Below are 14,442 nucleotides of genomic sequence, written 5' to 3'. Positions count from 1 at the left end.
TCTGGGAACTAGAGTCTAAAATTTTTCTTCCACATTCAAAACACAATAAGGAAAATTAGTGCTCACGCAAACCCCCGGCCCCAAATTCGTACCTCGCAAGTTGGCACGTTCCAAATCAGCCTGCCGCACATTATTCGCCGCATCAATATTTGTCCCCGCCAATTGAGCGCGAGGAAGCCTAGTATTTGACAAAATAGCATTCTGCAAATTAGTATCCCGCACATCCGCGAAAGACATATCCGCTCCGCTTAAATTCGCACGATTCAAATTAACTCTAAACAGCAGCGAACGTCTCAAATCGGCATTCGACAAATTAGCTTGCAGTAGAAAAGCTTCGCCCAGATTCGCCTTAAAAAGTTTAGCACCGCGCAAATCCGCACTCGTCAGATTCGCTCGCCCCAAAAAAGCATTAGACAAATCCGCATTTCGCAGATTAGCACCATTCAATTCAGCCCCGTACATCTCGGCATTAACCAAGTTAGCATTTGCCAAATTAGCATCACTTAAATCCGCTTCTAGCAAATTAGCTTCATAGAGATTTGCTCCGCTTAAATCCGCTCCTCTTAAATTAGCTCTGTACAAGCTAGCCTTGAACAAATCAGCATTTCTCAAGTCACAGCCTTCGCACTCTTTAGTTTCCAGCAATTGCCTAACATGATCGGGATTTTGAGCCTTAACGGGAGCTACCAGCCCAAACAAAGCTAAACTTGCCGTTACAGTTGCCAAGAGTTTAAGTTTCACAAACAAACCTCACTGCTACTTCCAACAAATTATACTAGCAAACTGTAGACTTTAAACCCATATCCTTCTCTCTTTCCTCTTGCTCTGCGTTCTCTGCGCCCTCTGCGGTAAATATTCAAAAAAATGATTTGCAGCCAAGGATATAGACCTGCTTCCAGCAAGGCGGGCCAAGCCCGCCCTACTTAACTTAATTAAGCTTCATCTAAAGCAGCAACACCCGGCAATTCCTTACCTTCTAGCAACTCCAAACTAGCACCGCCACCAGTGGAAATGTGGCTCATTTGTTCGCCTAAATTCAACTGTTCCACAGCCGCCACCGAGTCACCACCACCGATAATTGTGGTAGTACCAGTTTGAGTAAGTCCAGCCAAAGAACGAGCAATACCTTCAGTTCCTACAGCAAACTTCTCCATCTCAAACACGCCCATCGGCCCGTTCCAGATTACCGTTTTGCAATCGGCCAAAGCATCTTGGAAAGTTTTTACTGAATCCGGGCCGATATCCAAACCCATCCAACCTTCCGGGATGTTTTCTACAGGAACAGTTTGAGTGTTAGCCGCCGCATCAAACTTGTCAGCAACTACCACATCAGTAGGTAACAGAAAAGTAACTCCCCGTTCCTTCGCCTTCTCTTCCAAAGACTTAGCCAATTCCAGCTTGTCCTCTTCCACCAAAGACTTGCCAACGTTCAAGCCGCGAGCTTTGTAGAACGTGAAAACCATGCCACCGCCCAACAGCAGTTTGTCGCACTTTTCCAACAGTTTTTCAATGACTCCAATCTTGCTGGAAACCTTAGAACCGCCGATTATAGCAGCTAAAGGACGCTGAGGATTGTCGATCGCACTGCCGAGATATTGCAGTTCCTTCTCCATCAAAAACCCAGCCACAGAAGGGCTCAGATACTTAGTAACGCCCTCAGTAGAAGCGTGAGCCCGGTGAGCCGTACCAAAAGCATCATTGACATACAAATCGGCCACAGAAGCTAACTTCTTAGCAAATTCCGGGTCGTTTGCCTCCTCCTCTGGGTAGAAGCGGACATTTTCCAGCAACAGCACATCGCCATCTTGCATCGCGGCGACTGTAGCAGCGACTTCATCACCGATGCAGTCGTCAGTCTTTTTGACTTCTTTGCCCAACAATTCCGACAGGCGCACAGCAACCGGCGTCAAGCGCAACTTCTCCGTCACACCCTTGGGACGGCCGAAGTGGCTGCACAAAATCACCTTAGCGCCCTTGGACGCTAAATCTTGAATTGTCGGCAGAGCCGCCCGGATGCGAGTATCATCGGTGATATTGCCGTTGTCGAGCGGCACGTTAAAGTCCGCCCGCACCAATACCCGTTTGCCCGATAAGTCCGATGCCGATAAATTTGCTACAGTTTTTTTTGTCACAGGATTAACCTCCTAATATGTGTGTTTTTGTCGAATTCCGTTGAAATGGCGGCACTGGTAACTTGCACCCCGGCCTCGGACGCATTCAACCGCGCCCGTACAAAAAACGGAAGATGGAACAAACGGCACTGATTGGCTTAACCTAAACATTTTATCGGAGTCCGTGTCCCGGAGATGTGCAGTATGTTCAAGACAGTCTTATTTCCTGTAGATCAAAGCCGAGAAGCCCGCGAAGCTGCCGAAAAGGTGGTCAATATCGTAAAAACCTACGGTTCTCGCTTAGTTATTCTGTCGGTAGTCGAGCCCCCAGCCGAGGAGGCCGACGCCCCCGCGCGCGAGGTGATGACTTCCCCCGAAGCAGTCGCCAAACTTCTTTCTGAGGCCCAATCGATGTTTTCCCAGCAGGGAATTGAAGCTGAAATCATCGAACGGGAAGGCAAACCTGCTTTCACGATTTGCGATGTGGCTGACGAAATTGGGGCCGATTTGATTGTGATGGGCTGTCGGGGGATGGGTTTAACCGATGATGGGGCGTCTGACAGCGTTACCAATCGGGTGATCAATCTGTCTCCTTGTGCAGTTTTGATTGTGCCTTAGTTATTAGTCATTAGTTATTAGTCATTAGTCATTAGTCACGTGTTATATCGTGTCCGACTAAATAAACGTAGATTCTGTAGGGGCGGGTTCACCCGTATCTATTATGTAAATCCAGGGTATGCGTAAACCCGCCCTGACACAGCAACTAATGGCTAATGACTAATGACTGCTGACTAATGACTGCTGACTAATGACTGCTGACTGATGACTGCTGACTAATGACTGCTGACTAATGACTGCTGACTAATGACTGCTGACTAATGACTAATAACTAATAACTAATGAAAATTCACTGGTATCCCGGTCACATTGCCAAAGCTGAACGGGCATTAAAAGAACAGCTAAAGCGGGTAGATGTGGTGCTCGAAGTCCGAGATGCCCGCATTCCATTGGCTACTTATCACCCCCAAATGCCGAGTTGGGTGGGCGGCAAGCCGCGAGTATTGGTCGTCAACCGCATGGATATGATTACGCCTCGAACGCGCGAGGCGTGGGAAACATGGTTTGAGGCCCAGGGGGAAACTGCGTATTTTACTAATGCCGAGCACGGTCACGGAGTAGACGCTGTGGCGGATGCGGTGCAGAATGCTGGAGTGCAGCTAAATAAAAGAAGGTTCGATCGAGGTATGCTGCCCCGTCCAGTTCGGGCAGTAGTGATGGGATTTCCCAATGTCGGAAAATCTGCTTTAATTAATCGGCTGTTAGGGCGGAGAGTGGTAGACAGTGCCCGCAGAGCTGGAGTAACTAAATCGCTCCGATGGATTCGCATTTCCGACGAAATTGAATTATTAGACGCCCCCGGAGTGATCCCAACCCGAATTAACAATCAAGAAAATGCCATAAAATTAGCTATTTGCGAAGATATTGGCGAAGCAGCTTACGACAATCAGGTAGTAGCAGCAGCTATGGTAGATTTGCTCCAAGGGCTGGAGGCCGCTGATGACACGTTGATATCACTATCTGGTTTTAAATCCAGGTATAAATTAGATGCAGCCTCTAGTAATGGTGAAGATTATCTGCACGAGGTAGCAAAAGACAGGTATAAAGGAGATGTCGAACGAACGGCGAGACAGATGTTAAACGATTTTAGAACTGGTGTTTTGGGTCAACTTACTTTGGAGTTGCCGCCGGCTCGATCGGATTCGTAACCTACAACTAATCAGAAATGGTATTCAATAGAGAGTTGTTGACGCGGAGAATGTCAACTTCGTCTCCTATGTGTAATATTTTTTCTGGTGCTTGAGGTGCGAGTCGCGTGTTAACTATCAGCCGACTAAAGTGATTTAAATGCCCTTTTTTTACCAAGTCAGGCATAATTTCCTTCTGCTTGGCTGTTAGTATATTTTTAAAATTGGGATCGCCTGCTTTCGCCCCATAATTTCGCGTAGATAGGATAGATGGCGGAGCGGGATTAATAGCTTCAAATATTACAGTCCCTATTTTAAACCTCACAATTTCATCGGCTTGTGGGAAAAGTTGGTCTTCCCAAAAAGCTGGGACATCTCCTATTTCAATATTAGCTCGCAAGCGATGGCGCATCTCGTTAACGCAAACTCTCGGAAACCAAGATGCAACTTCGGCAATTGTTTCGGTACTGATAATGCTTGGCCCTGGTGCAGCGGTATGGTGGGGAAAACCTGTCAGCAAGTTTTCAATTAATTTGACAGGGAAACCGAAGTAGTTGCTCAACCAACATTCTATTGCCAAGCGTTCTCTATCTACATGAAAAAATATTTCTTGTTCGGTGCCTTGAATTTTCAGACCGGCAATTCTTTTTTTGATGTCAAAGGATAAGCGTAGAAAACGGACTCCGCTGTTGTGCTTAGTGTTAACCAATTCTCCTGCTGCATCGCAGATTGCAAAAGAGCGATCGCCTTCTAGAGCTCCGCTGGCTAGAAGAGTTGCTTGACTGACTGCTATGCCGTCAAGGGACTTGACCGGATAGATATGAATGCTGGCGACGTAGGACATTTCGAGCCATTGATAAATAATTGTCGTTTTAGATACATTCTAGCATCCCCTGCCGGTAGAAGGATGACGGAAGTGAACTTTACTAAATAAAATTTGAATGAAATAAAAATAAGCCACTTTTTTGAAGTTTACATTGTGCCGGAGCACCTTGTACAGAAAAATAAAAGAAGTCTGACTGAGCTTGTGGTATATCTTAGGGTATAAATAGAAAAAATTGAACCGAGTTACAAACAATGAATGAAAGCGGAAGTAGAAGCATGATTTCGCGACGCAATTTAATGTTGAGGGCTGGTGCAGGGATGCTGGCGGCAAGCTTGGCACCTGCGTTTTTACAAGCCGAAGCAGCAAAGGCAGAGGCAATCTCTGGCATTACTCCTACTGACATTACTCCTAACAGTGCTCTCAAGAAATTGATGGCGGGGAATCAACGCTACATTCAGCAAAAACGGACATTTCCCGACCAAGCTCGATCGCGAGTTGTAGAAGTAGCAAAGAGTCAACATCCGTTTGCAACCATCCTGGCTTGTTCTGATTCGAGGGTTACTCCCGAAATTATTTTCGACCAAGGATTGGGGGATTTATTTGATATCCGAGTAGCTGGCAATTTTCTCGACGATGTGGTTCTCGGTAATATAGAATATGCCGCCTTAGAATTAGGCGTGCCACTATTAGTAATTCTGGGTCACGAACGCTGCGGTGCTGTCAAAGCAGCTTTAGATGGTAAAGCTGTTCCGGGTCACATTAGCACTTTGGTGGCGGCGATTAAACCTGCAGTTGATTCGACCAAAGGTCAAAAAGGCGATGCCTGGGATAACGCAGTCAGAGCTAACGTGAAAATGAATGTAAATAAGTTACAATCCTCCTCGCCTATTTTAGCTAAAGCAGTCAAAGCGGGCAAGCTTAAAGTTGTTGGGGGCCGCTACGATTTGGATAGCGGCAAAGTAGAGATAATTGCTTGATTTTGCTGGTAATTTTTACAGTTTGTAGGGGTAATGCCCCCGTGCTTACCCCGTCCGGTTCGAGGGGCAACCACGGGGAGTAGGGGTCGGATTGCCCCTACAAATTATTTGGTAACAAGAGGGGCAACCACGGGGAGTAGGGGTCGGATTGCCCCTACAAATTATTTGGTAACAAGTTTACATTAAACCCATTTCTTGCAGTCCCCGGCGCAGGCGTTCTGCTTCAAAGGGGCGGCGCTGTTCGTGAAGGGCGATCGCTCTTTTGAATTCTGCTAAACTTTCTGGCATTTTGCCAATTTTGAGCAAGGCTACTGCTAAGTTTTGATGAGCTTCCGCGTGTTCTGGATCGATTTTAATGGCTTGTCGGTAATAGGCGATCGCATCTGCTAAATTTCCGGCGGCCTTCAGCGTCAGCCCTAAATTGTAGTGACCTACTGCAAAATTGGGGTCAATTTTCAAGGCTGCTTTGTAAGCTTTTTCAGCAGACTTCAAATCTCCTTCATCTTTGAGCAAATTGCCCAAATTATTGTAAGCACCCAACTTGAGCGGCGGGAACACATCTGTATTAATTGCCGCTTGATAGTGTTCTTTTGCTTTAACAAATTGCTGCTGCTGGCGATAAGCAATTCCCAAATGATAGTTGAGTTCGTAAAGAATAGAATCATTAATGGCCTCCGCAGTCAAGCCTTTGGTTAATAAATTAATTCCCCGCCCAATTTGCCCGGTTTCTACATACAAAGCGCCTAATTTGCTACAAGCATAAGCATCGTTGGGATAATAAGCTATATAGCGTTCCATTGCTGCTTGAGCTTTTTGGAATTTACCTTTGGCTGCGATCGCATCTTTTTGATAACCAGAGTGCAAAATCGCCACATCGGGGAGAGAAGCTATTGTCCATTTTGGTTCCCTGTGCAAAATCTCAGCCACGCTGTCGTCTACCATTGCGTGGTAAGGGCGAGAAAAGCGGATATCGAGGCGATTGCGAAACAAGCGCGACACTAGGGAATAGGGAGATTGAGAGGCACCGATTTCTTGACGGATGAGATTGATTAAGAGCAGCCGATCGCTCGCAATGGCCTGCTTGATTTGAGGTAGAATCTCCGGTACCAAAACCTCATCGGCATCTAATACCAAAATCCAGTCGCCCTGGGCGTGCTTCAGACACTCATTGCGCGCCACTGCGAAGTCGTCGCACCATTCAAAGTCATAAACCCTCGCCCCGGATTCTCTGGCAATTTCACGGGTGCGATCGCCCGATCCCGTATCCACCACCACCATTTCGTCAACAACACCCTTAACGCTGTCCAAAGTCCGCGACAGTGTTGCCTCTTCATTCTTCACAATCATGCACAGAGTCAGATTCATCGGGCGCAAACTTTCCTCATTTCACAGAAATATTGTAATTTTTTTAACCACCAAAACACAAAAAGTTCCAGAAAAGATTCTCCTATTTCCCTTTTGGTTTGAGCATAAGTACCTTTCTTCCCTAGAAAAAGTGGGTTAACTCTTTTGAGATATTAAACAGCCTCAAAATCGGACGATTCATGAGAAATCCTACCACTTTCGGTTCCTCCCTGCGGTAGAGGTAAGGGCCCGATAGCGGTTGTTATTCTAAGAACATAAGACAAGGGACGAGAAAAGTTTAAGTATTCAGGAGAAAGAGACATGGGCAATATTATTGCTTGGATCGTTTTAGGACTGATTGCCGGTGCGATCGCCAAAGCCATTTATCCGGGAACTCAAGGTGGCGGTTTTCTGGCAACAACAGGTTTAGGAATTTTGGGCGCCCTAGTGGGAGGTTATCTAGGTAACATGTTTTTGGGGGGGAGCGGCGGAGCTTCTGTCGGAGCATTGAGTATTCCCAGCATAGCTTTTGCAGTCATAGGTGCGCTCGTTCTACTTTTCGTCTGGGGATTGTTAACTCAGCGTGCAGCATAATAAATATTGCCAATTCCCAGTCGATCGACTTTTAGGGTATTCATAAACCCGGTTTCTGGAAGAAACCGGGTTTTTCAGTTGTTAGTAGGGTGCCTCAGCCTGCTGAGCCCAAATCCGCGTTAAAAACCCCTATCAGACTCAGCGTTTAAAACGGTTCAAGAGCAAAACTTTTGTCCGAACTCACATCTTGCACCATTCTCAAGAACAGGCTTTCCGGCCTGTTCCACAAAGACCGATTTTTCTTGTGGGGAGTAGGGGTTGGGCATCCTGCCCGCCCGCAAAAGGCTTCCACACGAATGGTGCAACATCTCAGTGCGAACAGAGGGGAACTGAAGAATAAAGGGGTAAAAATCCCGGATTGGGTATTAATTAATTAATCAATCCGCAAATTGAAAGGCAAGCGAACATAAACCCCCTGCGGGTCGTTCATCGACTTGATCGCAGCCAATTCATCTTGCATTTTCTTAAATTCGGCCGTTAGCGGGTCGAGTTTGGCGGCTGGTTTCAAAACGTGAACGCCGGAAATTTTTTCCAAAATTCGCTCCTCCAAACTGCGGCGTTTGGGATATTCTTCCACCTTCCAATCGTCGCCGAGTTTAGCTTGCTTTGCCGCCTCTCTGACAGCATCTTCAAGCCCGCCAATTTCATCGACTAAACCCAACTGTTTCGCGGCCGTACCAGACCACACTCTGCCTTGAGCAATTTCTTGTACCTTGTTTTTCGGCAGTTTGCGGGAGTTGGCGACTTTAGTAATAAATCGATCGTAAATGCGATCGACTACCCTCTGAATATTCGCCAATTCTTGAGGATTTTTCGGACGGGAAACCGTGCTAGTATCCGCAAACCGGGCGGTTTTTACCACGTCCCAAGTTATGCCGTTGTTAGCAGCCAACTTTTCGGCGTTAAACAGCATTCCAAAAACGCCGATCGAACCAGTAATCGTATTGGGTTCGGCAAAAATGCGGTTGGAACCCATCGAAATCCAATAGCCACCGGATGCGGCTAAATTGCCCATTGAAACAATAACTGGTTTCTTTTTCCCCGTCAGCATCACTTCGCGCCCAATTACTTCGGCCGCCGTCGCGCTGCCTCCGGGACTGTTGACGCGCAAAACTACTGCTTTTACGTCGTCATCTTCTCGGATTTTCCGCATTGCTTGAGCGATGCGATCGCCTCCTACTTGAGTCGGGCCCCCTTCGCCGTCTACAATCTCTCCTTCAGCGTAAAGTATAGCAACTTGGTTTTTCTTGTTAGCGTGAGTTGAGTTTTTATCCTCAGCAATTTTCGCGTAGTTTTTCAAACTAATTTGCTTGAAAGATTTGTTTTCGCGATCTGTTCCTGTGAGTTTTTTGAGTTCGGTCGATATTTCGTCAAAGTATACAACTTTATCAACTAACTTGTTTTTGAGAGCTTCGTCAGCCATCAAAGTTCCGCCATTATCTGCAAGCGCTTGCAGTTGCGGAACAGTCACTTTTCGACTCGGGGCGACAGTTTGCAGGTATTCTCCCCACATATCTCCGAGCAACTTTTGAGTTTGCTGGCGATTTTCGGGACTCATTTTTGTAAGCAAAAACGGCTCAACGGCTGACTTGTATTTGCCGACGCGAGTTACTTGCACTCCCAGGCCGTATTTTTCCAAAGCACCGGTAAAAAACATTGCCTGACTGCTAAAACCGTTGATTTCCAAAGCGCCGTAAGGATTGACTGCAATTGTATTAGCAACGGAACCGAGGTAATAATCTCGTTCATTCCAGTCCATTTGGTAAGCAAAAATGGGTTTTTTGGCATCTCGGAAACGCTGCAATGCCCCTCGAACTTCTTTGAGATTGGCAAACCCGCTGCTGCTCGAATTTGAGCTGCCTTCAAGATAAAGGCCAACGATTTTCGGGTCTTTTTTCGCATATTCGATCGTGTCTAAAACAGTCCGCAGCGTTACTGTATCGCCGGAATCTTCCGAAAGCACTTCTTCAATCGCCGCGCCAGTGCTACGGCTCGGTTTGCTGTCGGTGATATTTAAAGAAAGGTCTAATACCAATACAGACTTATCTTTAACTTGCGGGCCCGAATCTTTGGACGACGATGCCGCCATAGCAATTAGCAGTACCAGTCCCCCCAATCCGATACTGCCCAGCAGCAACAGTCCTAGGAAGGTTCCCAGTAAACTTGCACAGGTATATTTTAGGAAATCTTTCATTAGAAAAATGGTAATTGTTAACTGTTGACTGTTGACTGTTAACTGTTAACTGTTAACTGTTGACTGTTGACTAATGCCAACTAACAACTGCCAACTGCCAACTAACAACTGCCAACTGCCAACTGCCAACTGACATCCTTCTATCTTAACCTTTCCAAAACCCCAGAATGTTTTAACTCATCCAAGTTACCGCAGCCCGTACAGAACATTACGGTGGCGATTTCTGCAATTAACACCTCAGCTAGAAGGGCTGCGGCTGATTCCGATTCCGCTGCGGCTTGTAGAAACGGCCGCGCCAGTCCCGCAATATCCGCGCCAAGGGCGATCGCCTTCGCTGCATCCAACCCGTTTTGCAAGCCTCCAGAGGCAATCAGAGGAACATCCGGCGCTACGGCGCGGGTGCTGACAATGCACTCGGCTGTCGGTATTCCCCAGTCGGCAAAGGTTGCGCCTAACCTGCGCTGCTTGCTATCTTTAGCTCGCTCTCCTTCTATTTTGGCCCAAGAAGTGCCTCCGGCCCCGGCAATGTCGATCGCACCTACCCCGGCGGCGAGCAATTTCTTTGCCATTTTTCCTGAAATACCGTTGCCGACTTCTTTAGCAATAACTGGTACTGGTAATTTATCGCACAATTTGGCAATTTTATCTAGCAGTCCTTTAAAGTTAGTATCGCCTTCGGTTTGGACGCACTCTTGCAGCGGATTGAGGTGCAAAATTAGTGCGTCTGCTTCGAGAATATCAACAATTTTTTGGCACTCTTCCAAACCGTAATTGTAGTTTAATTGAACGGCTCCGATATTGGCAAACAGCAGAATATCGGGAGCGCGGCGGCGGACGGCAAATGTAGGAGCGAGTTGAGGATTTTCTACAACAATTCGCTGGGAACCGACTCCCATTGCTAGTTTGTATTCTTGAGCGACATCGGCGAGGCGATAATTGATTGTCTGGGCTAATTCTGTGCCACCGGTCATCGAGGAAATTAGCAGGGGAACGGCTAATTTTTTGCCGAGGAATGTGGAGGTTAAATCGATTTGGGTGCGATCGAGTTCTGGCAAACAGCAGTGTTCAAAACGGTAGCGTTCGAGGCCGCTGGTAGTTTCGCGAAATTGTACGTCTTCTTCGAGGCAAATCCGCAGGTGGTCTGCTTTGCGGGTTTCGGTTTGCGAGGGGGATGTTAGCGGCAAGTTCACTGTGGCTATTTGGGGAAAGAGTTGTGATTTGGGAATATAGCAATTTTATTTCATTTTTGAGATTTTTTTATGAACCGCAGAGAGCGCAGAGGGCGCAGAGGAGAAGAAAGGAGAGAGGTTCGCAAATGCTGTAAGGGTTGCTGTATTATCCCGGAACAGTCAGCGGCATTCCGTTATCTGAAGCTTTCAACTTGAGTAAAAAAGGAACTGCTTTTTGCACCCAGGCTTTGGCTGATGTGTAATTTGCCGCATCTTCGCCGAAACAAATGTCGAGCATATCTGTGTGAATTATCCCCGGATTCAAAGGAACTGCTGCCATACCTGCGGGCAATTCTTGAGCGAGCGATCGCGTAAGTCCTTCTATTGCCCACTTGGAAGCGCAATAGGGCGCGACTTCCGGCGAAGTTGACCTTCCCCAACCCGAACTAAAGTTGACAATTATGCCGCTTTTTCGAGCAATCATTGCCGGGACAAAGTGGCGAATTACATTAGCAGTACCTTTAATGTTAACATCAATTACCTGCGAAAATTCTTCGTTGCTGACCTTCCAAAGAGGCGCGAGATGATTAGCTACACCTGCATTATTAATTAACAAATCTGGGGGAGCATTTTTTGCCAGCATTTCTGTTGCCCAAGCTTTTACGCGATCGTCGTTGGTGACATCCAAACAAGTAAAATGGTGGGGCGCACTATATTTTTGGTTGAGTTTTTCCACCGCTTCGGAAGAACGGGCGCATCCCAAAACTGTATGTCCCAATTCCATAAACTTTTCGGTCATGGCAAGACCGAGACCGCGACTGACTCCGGTAATTACAATTAATTTTGTCATAGATTTGCTCCAAGTTTGACATTAAGTAATACAATACATATTGACTGGTGAATTGACAAATAGATCGCAGGGAGAAAGCATGAAAGTAAAAGCAGCAGTTGCTCGCAGTGCCGGCCAACCTTTGAGCATTGAAACGGTGGATCTGGAGGGGCCGCAGGCTGGAGAGGTGCTGGTGGAAATTAAAGCCACGGGTGTTTGTCACACTGATGCTTACACTCTTTCCGGTGCCGATCCTGAAGGCTTGTTTCCTGCTATCTTAGGCCACGAGGGAGCCGGGATAGTCGCAGAAGTTGGGCCGGGAGTCACGAGTGTCAAAGTGGGCGATCGGGTAATTCCTCTATACATTCCCGAATGTCGCAACTGCGAATATTGTTTGAGCCGAAAAACTAACCTCTGTCAAGCAATTCGCGTAACTCAAGGCCAGGGAGTGATGCCCGACGGCACGAGCAGGTTTTCCATAGACGGGCAGAAACTTTACCATTACATGGGAACTTCTACCTTCGCTAATTATACAGTATTGCCGGAAATTGCAGTAGCAAAAATTCGCGAAGATGCTCCTTTTGATAAAGTTTGTTTGATCGGCTGCGGCGTAACAACTGGCATCGGCGCTGTCATTAATACTGCGAAAGTAGAGCCTGGTTCTAATGTGGTAGTTTTCGGTTTGGGCGGCGTGGGTTTGAATGTAATTCAAGCGGCTCGCATGGTGGGAGCTAACATGATTGTCGGCGTAGACTTGAATCCCAACAAGCGAGAGATGGCGGAAAAATTCGGCATGACTCACTTTGTCAATCCCCGCGAAGTGGAAGGCGATTTAGTGCCTTATTTGGTAGATTTAACCAAAGGCGGAGCTGATTACAGTTTTGAATGTATCGGCAACATTAATGTGATGCGCCAAGCTTTAGAATGCTGCCACAAAGGTTGGGGCGTGAGCGTAATTGTCGGGGTAGCGGGAGCCGGTCAAGAAATTAGCACCCGCCCGTTTCAGCTAGTAACTGGCAGGGTTTGGAAAGGCACGGCTTTTGGCGGCGCAAAAGGCAGAACTGATGTTCCTAAGATTGTTGATTGGTACATGGACGGTAAAATTGATATTGACAGTCTGGTAACTCAGGTAATGCCGATCGACAAAATCAATGAAGCCTTTGATTTGATGCACAAAGGTGAATCAATTCGCACAGTTTTAACATTTTGAACAAAAATCTTTCTCTCTTCTCTCTTCCTCTGCGCCCTCTGCGCCCTCTGCGGTTAAAAAAAATCGACTTCAAAAATGAAATAGAATTAACATGATATCAGAATCCCTAAAACTGCACAAAGAACAGAAAAGTTTCGGTGGCAAACTCGGCTTTTACAGCCATCAATCCTCAACCTGCAACAGCGAGATGAAATTCGCAGTTTATCAGCCGCCGCAAGCTTTATCTCAACCCGTACCAGTTTTGTATTTTCTATCAGGTTTAACCTGCACAGAAGAGAACTTTATGGCAAAAGCGGGGGCGCAACAATTTGCGGCAAAATACGGGTTAATGCTGGTTGCGCCCGACACTAGCCCGCGCAATACTGGCATCCCCGGCGAAGATGACGATTGGGATTTAGGAAGTGGTGCGGGTTTTTATGTTGATGCGACAGCCGCACCTTGGAATGCTCACTATCGGATGTACAGTTATGTGGTTGATGAATTGCCGAATTTAATCGCCGAAAATTTTCCAACTATACCGGAAAAACAGGGAGTTTTTGGTCATTCGATGGGCGGACACGGGGCTTTAATTTGCGCGTTGAAAAATGGATCTCGCTATCTTTCAGTTTCCGCTTTGGCGCCTATTTCCGCGCCAATGAGCTGCCCTTGGGGACAAAAAGCTTTTGCAAACTACCTCGGTGGCGACAAAGATATCTGGAGGGCTTGGGATGCTAGCGAATTGGTAGTTGCAGCGCAATACAACCGTCCAATTCTGATTGACTGCGGCACGGCGGATTCGTTTCTTGCTGATGGGCAGTTGTTGCCGGAAGTGTTCGCGGAGGCTTGTGCAAAAGCGGGACAGCCACTAACTTTAAGGAGGCAGGAAGGTTACGATCATAGCTATTATTTTATAGCTAGTTTTATGGAGGATCATATTCAATTTCACGCGGCTGCTTTGTGTGAGTGAACTTTAGTTTGTAGTAAGGATTTTAGTCCTTAAACCTAATTTCATTGTGCAGCGCACTCCAGGGGACTAAAAGCATATCAGCTATTTGCGATTGTCCTCTAGCCCTGTAGATATCCATAGCTTTCTCCAAATCTTCAATTCCCCCCTGTAAATCTCCTGTTCCACTTCGAGCAGTAGCACGAATCATGTAAGCTTCTACAAAGTCAGGATTGAGATTTATTGCTTGAGTAAAAGCTGCAACTGCTTCCTCGTACAGCCCCCTGCGACCGAGGTCGAATCCTTGTTCGTAAAATTCTCGAGCTTCCATAGCATTTCTTAATTATCGATGTAGTTAATTCTGGAGCGTCGATATAGAAGTTTTTAAGCCGATGAAATAGAGCAGACGGGTGTAAGGACACCGCAGTCCAGTTGAGGGTTTGTAGGGGAGCATCTCAGTTTTGCATTTACAGTGCGAGCGTCCCCGCTCGCGTATTGTACAATACGCGAGCGGGGACGCT

Annotated in this window: 14 protein-coding genes; 6 read left to right on the top strand and 8 right to left on the bottom strand. The window is 46.8% G+C overall.

Translation table 11 applies throughout. The features are described from left to right. Positions 1 to 15 precede the first annotated feature (15 nt). Positions 16 to 741 (bottom strand): pentapeptide repeat-containing protein, encoded by a 726-nt coding sequence (locus QUB16_RS23345; RefSeq protein WP_333319815.1) that lies wholly within the window; start codon positions 739 to 741, stop codon positions 16 to 18. A gap of 191 nt (positions 742 to 932) precedes the next feature. Beyond that, positions 933 to 2,132: a phosphoglycerate kinase gene (locus QUB16_RS23340; protein WP_333319813.1), complete on the bottom strand. Its 1,200-nt coding sequence runs from the start codon at positions 2,130 to 2,132 to the stop codon at positions 933 to 935. 183 nt (positions 2,133 to 2,315) lie between these two features. On the opposite strand from QUB16_RS23340, the gene QUB16_RS23335 reads away from it, so the two are divergent. Both QUB16_RS23335 and ylqF read left to right on the top strand, forming a co-directional pair. Beyond that, complete coding sequence (locus tag QUB16_RS23335) at positions 2,316 to 2,729, top strand: universal stress protein (RefSeq protein WP_333128466.1); 414 nt, start codon at positions 2,316 to 2,318, stop codon at positions 2,727 to 2,729. Between the two features lie 281 nt (positions 2,730 to 3,010). Continuing rightward, the gene (gene ylqF, locus QUB16_RS23330) at positions 3,011 to 3,877 is read left to right on the top strand and encodes a ribosome biogenesis GTPase YlqF (RefSeq protein ID WP_333319811.1); all 867 of its coding nucleotides are present in this window, start codon (positions 3,011 to 3,013) and stop codon (positions 3,875 to 3,877) included. 7 nt (positions 3,878 to 3,884) lie between these two features. Here the strand turns inward: ylqF and QUB16_RS23325 are convergent, their stop codons facing one another. Beyond that, positions 3,885 to 4,700 (bottom strand): MOSC N-terminal beta barrel domain-containing protein, encoded by an 816-nt coding sequence (locus tag QUB16_RS23325; protein WP_333319809.1) that lies wholly within the window; start codon positions 4,698 to 4,700, stop codon positions 3,885 to 3,887. Between the two features lie 233 nt (positions 4,701 to 4,933). Between QUB16_RS23325 and QUB16_RS23320 the strand changes: the two genes are divergently transcribed. After that, positions 4,934 to 5,659 (top strand): carbonic anhydrase, encoded by a 726-nt coding sequence (locus QUB16_RS23320; RefSeq protein ID WP_333319807.1) that lies wholly within the window; start codon positions 4,934 to 4,936, stop codon positions 5,657 to 5,659. A 177-nt stretch (positions 5,660 to 5,836) separates the two neighbouring features. Here QUB16_RS23320 and QUB16_RS23315 read toward each other — a convergent pair whose 3' ends face one another. Next, a complete protein-coding gene (locus QUB16_RS23315; RefSeq protein ID WP_333319805.1) occupies positions 5,837 to 7,024 on the bottom strand; it encodes a tetratricopeptide repeat protein in 1,188 nt (395 codons plus the stop codon). A gap of 300 nt (positions 7,025 to 7,324) precedes the next feature. Here QUB16_RS23315 and QUB16_RS23310 point away from each other — a divergent pair, with 300 nt between their 5' ends. Further along, positions 7,325 to 7,597: a GlsB/YeaQ/YmgE family stress response membrane protein gene (locus QUB16_RS23310; RefSeq protein WP_333319804.1), complete on the top strand. Its 273-nt coding sequence runs from the start codon at positions 7,325 to 7,327 to the stop codon at positions 7,595 to 7,597. 373 nt (positions 7,598 to 7,970) lie between these two features. On the opposite strand, the gene sppA is transcribed toward QUB16_RS23310, so the two are convergent. The 3 genes from sppA to QUB16_RS23295 form a co-directional block, all read right to left on the bottom strand. Beyond that, positions 7,971 to 9,791 (bottom strand): signal peptide peptidase SppA, encoded by a 1,821-nt coding sequence (gene sppA, locus QUB16_RS23305; protein ID WP_333319802.1) that lies wholly within the window; start codon positions 9,789 to 9,791, stop codon positions 7,971 to 7,973. A 140-nt stretch (positions 9,792 to 9,931) separates the two neighbouring features. After that, complete coding sequence (fni, locus tag QUB16_RS23300) at positions 9,932 to 10,981, bottom strand: type 2 isopentenyl-diphosphate Delta-isomerase (protein WP_333319800.1); 1,050 nt, start codon at positions 10,979 to 10,981, stop codon at positions 9,932 to 9,934. A gap of 145 nt (positions 10,982 to 11,126) precedes the next feature. Continuing rightward, the gene (locus QUB16_RS23295; RefSeq protein ID WP_333319798.1) at positions 11,127 to 11,810 is read right to left on the bottom strand and encodes an SDR family NAD(P)-dependent oxidoreductase; all 684 of its coding nucleotides are present in this window, start codon (positions 11,808 to 11,810) and stop codon (positions 11,127 to 11,129) included. A gap of 79 nt (positions 11,811 to 11,889) precedes the next feature. Between QUB16_RS23295 and QUB16_RS23290 the strand changes: the two genes are divergently transcribed. Continuing rightward, positions 11,890 to 12,999, top strand: a complete 1,110-nt coding sequence (locus QUB16_RS23290; protein WP_333319796.1) for an S-(hydroxymethyl)glutathione dehydrogenase/class III alcohol dehydrogenase — start codon at positions 11,890 to 11,892, stop codon at positions 12,997 to 12,999. A 91-nt stretch (positions 13,000 to 13,090) separates the two neighbouring features. Beyond that, positions 13,091 to 13,945, top strand: a complete 855-nt coding sequence (gene fghA / locus QUB16_RS23285; protein WP_333319794.1) for an S-formylglutathione hydrolase — start codon at positions 13,091 to 13,093, stop codon at positions 13,943 to 13,945. Between the two features lie 22 nt (positions 13,946 to 13,967). On the opposite strand, the gene QUB16_RS23280 is transcribed toward fghA, so the two are convergent. Then, entirely contained in the window at positions 13,968 to 14,252 is a 285-nt protein-coding gene (locus QUB16_RS23280) for a tetratricopeptide repeat protein (protein WP_333319792.1), read from the bottom strand. Positions 14,253 to 14,442: the final 190 nt, after the last annotated feature.

This window comes from Microcoleus sp. D3_18a_C4 (assembly GCF_036702415.1).
In the GTDB taxonomy this organism is placed as follows: Bacteria; Cyanobacteriota; Cyanobacteriia; order Cyanobacteriales; family Microcoleaceae; genus Microcoleus.
The sequence above is the reverse complement of the archived record's forward strand: the minus strand, read 5'-3'. Positions and strand labels throughout refer to the sequence as shown.

Coding starts and splice junctions, on each gene's coding strand:
- ylqF (WP_333319811.1), top strand. CDS start 3,011: ATGAAAATTCACTGGTATCCCGGTCACATTGCCAAAGCTGAACGGGCA.
- QUB16_RS23295 (WP_333319798.1), bottom strand. CDS start 11,810: ATGACAAAATTAATTGTAATTACCGGAGTCAGTCGCGGTCTCGGTCTT.
- QUB16_RS23315 (WP_333319805.1), bottom strand. CDS start 7,024: ATGAATCTGACTCTGTGCATGATTGTGAAGAATGAAGAGGCAACACTG.
- sppA (WP_333319802.1), bottom strand. CDS start 9,791: ATGAAAGATTTCCTAAAATATACCTGTGCAAGTTTACTGGGAACCTTC.
- QUB16_RS23310 (WP_333319804.1), top strand. CDS start 7,325: ATGGGCAATATTATTGCTTGGATCGTTTTAGGACTGATTGCCGGTGCG.
- fghA (WP_333319794.1), top strand. CDS start 13,091: ATGATATCAGAATCCCTAAAACTGCACAAAGAACAGAAAAGTTTCGGT.
- QUB16_RS23320 (WP_333319807.1), top strand. CDS start 4,934: ATGAATGAAAGCGGAAGTAGAAGCATGATTTCGCGACGCAATTTAATG.
- QUB16_RS23290 (WP_333319796.1), top strand. CDS start 11,890: ATGAAAGTAAAAGCAGCAGTTGCTCGCAGTGCCGGCCAACCTTTGAGC.
- QUB16_RS23335 (WP_333128466.1), top strand. CDS start 2,316: ATGTTCAAGACAGTCTTATTTCCTGTAGATCAAAGCCGAGAAGCCCGC.
- QUB16_RS23280 (WP_333319792.1), bottom strand. CDS start 14,252: ATGGAAGCTCGAGAATTTTACGAACAAGGATTCGACCTCGGTCGCAGG.
- QUB16_RS23325 (WP_333319809.1), bottom strand. CDS start 4,700: ATGTCCTACGTCGCCAGCATTCATATCTATCCGGTCAAGTCCCTTGAC.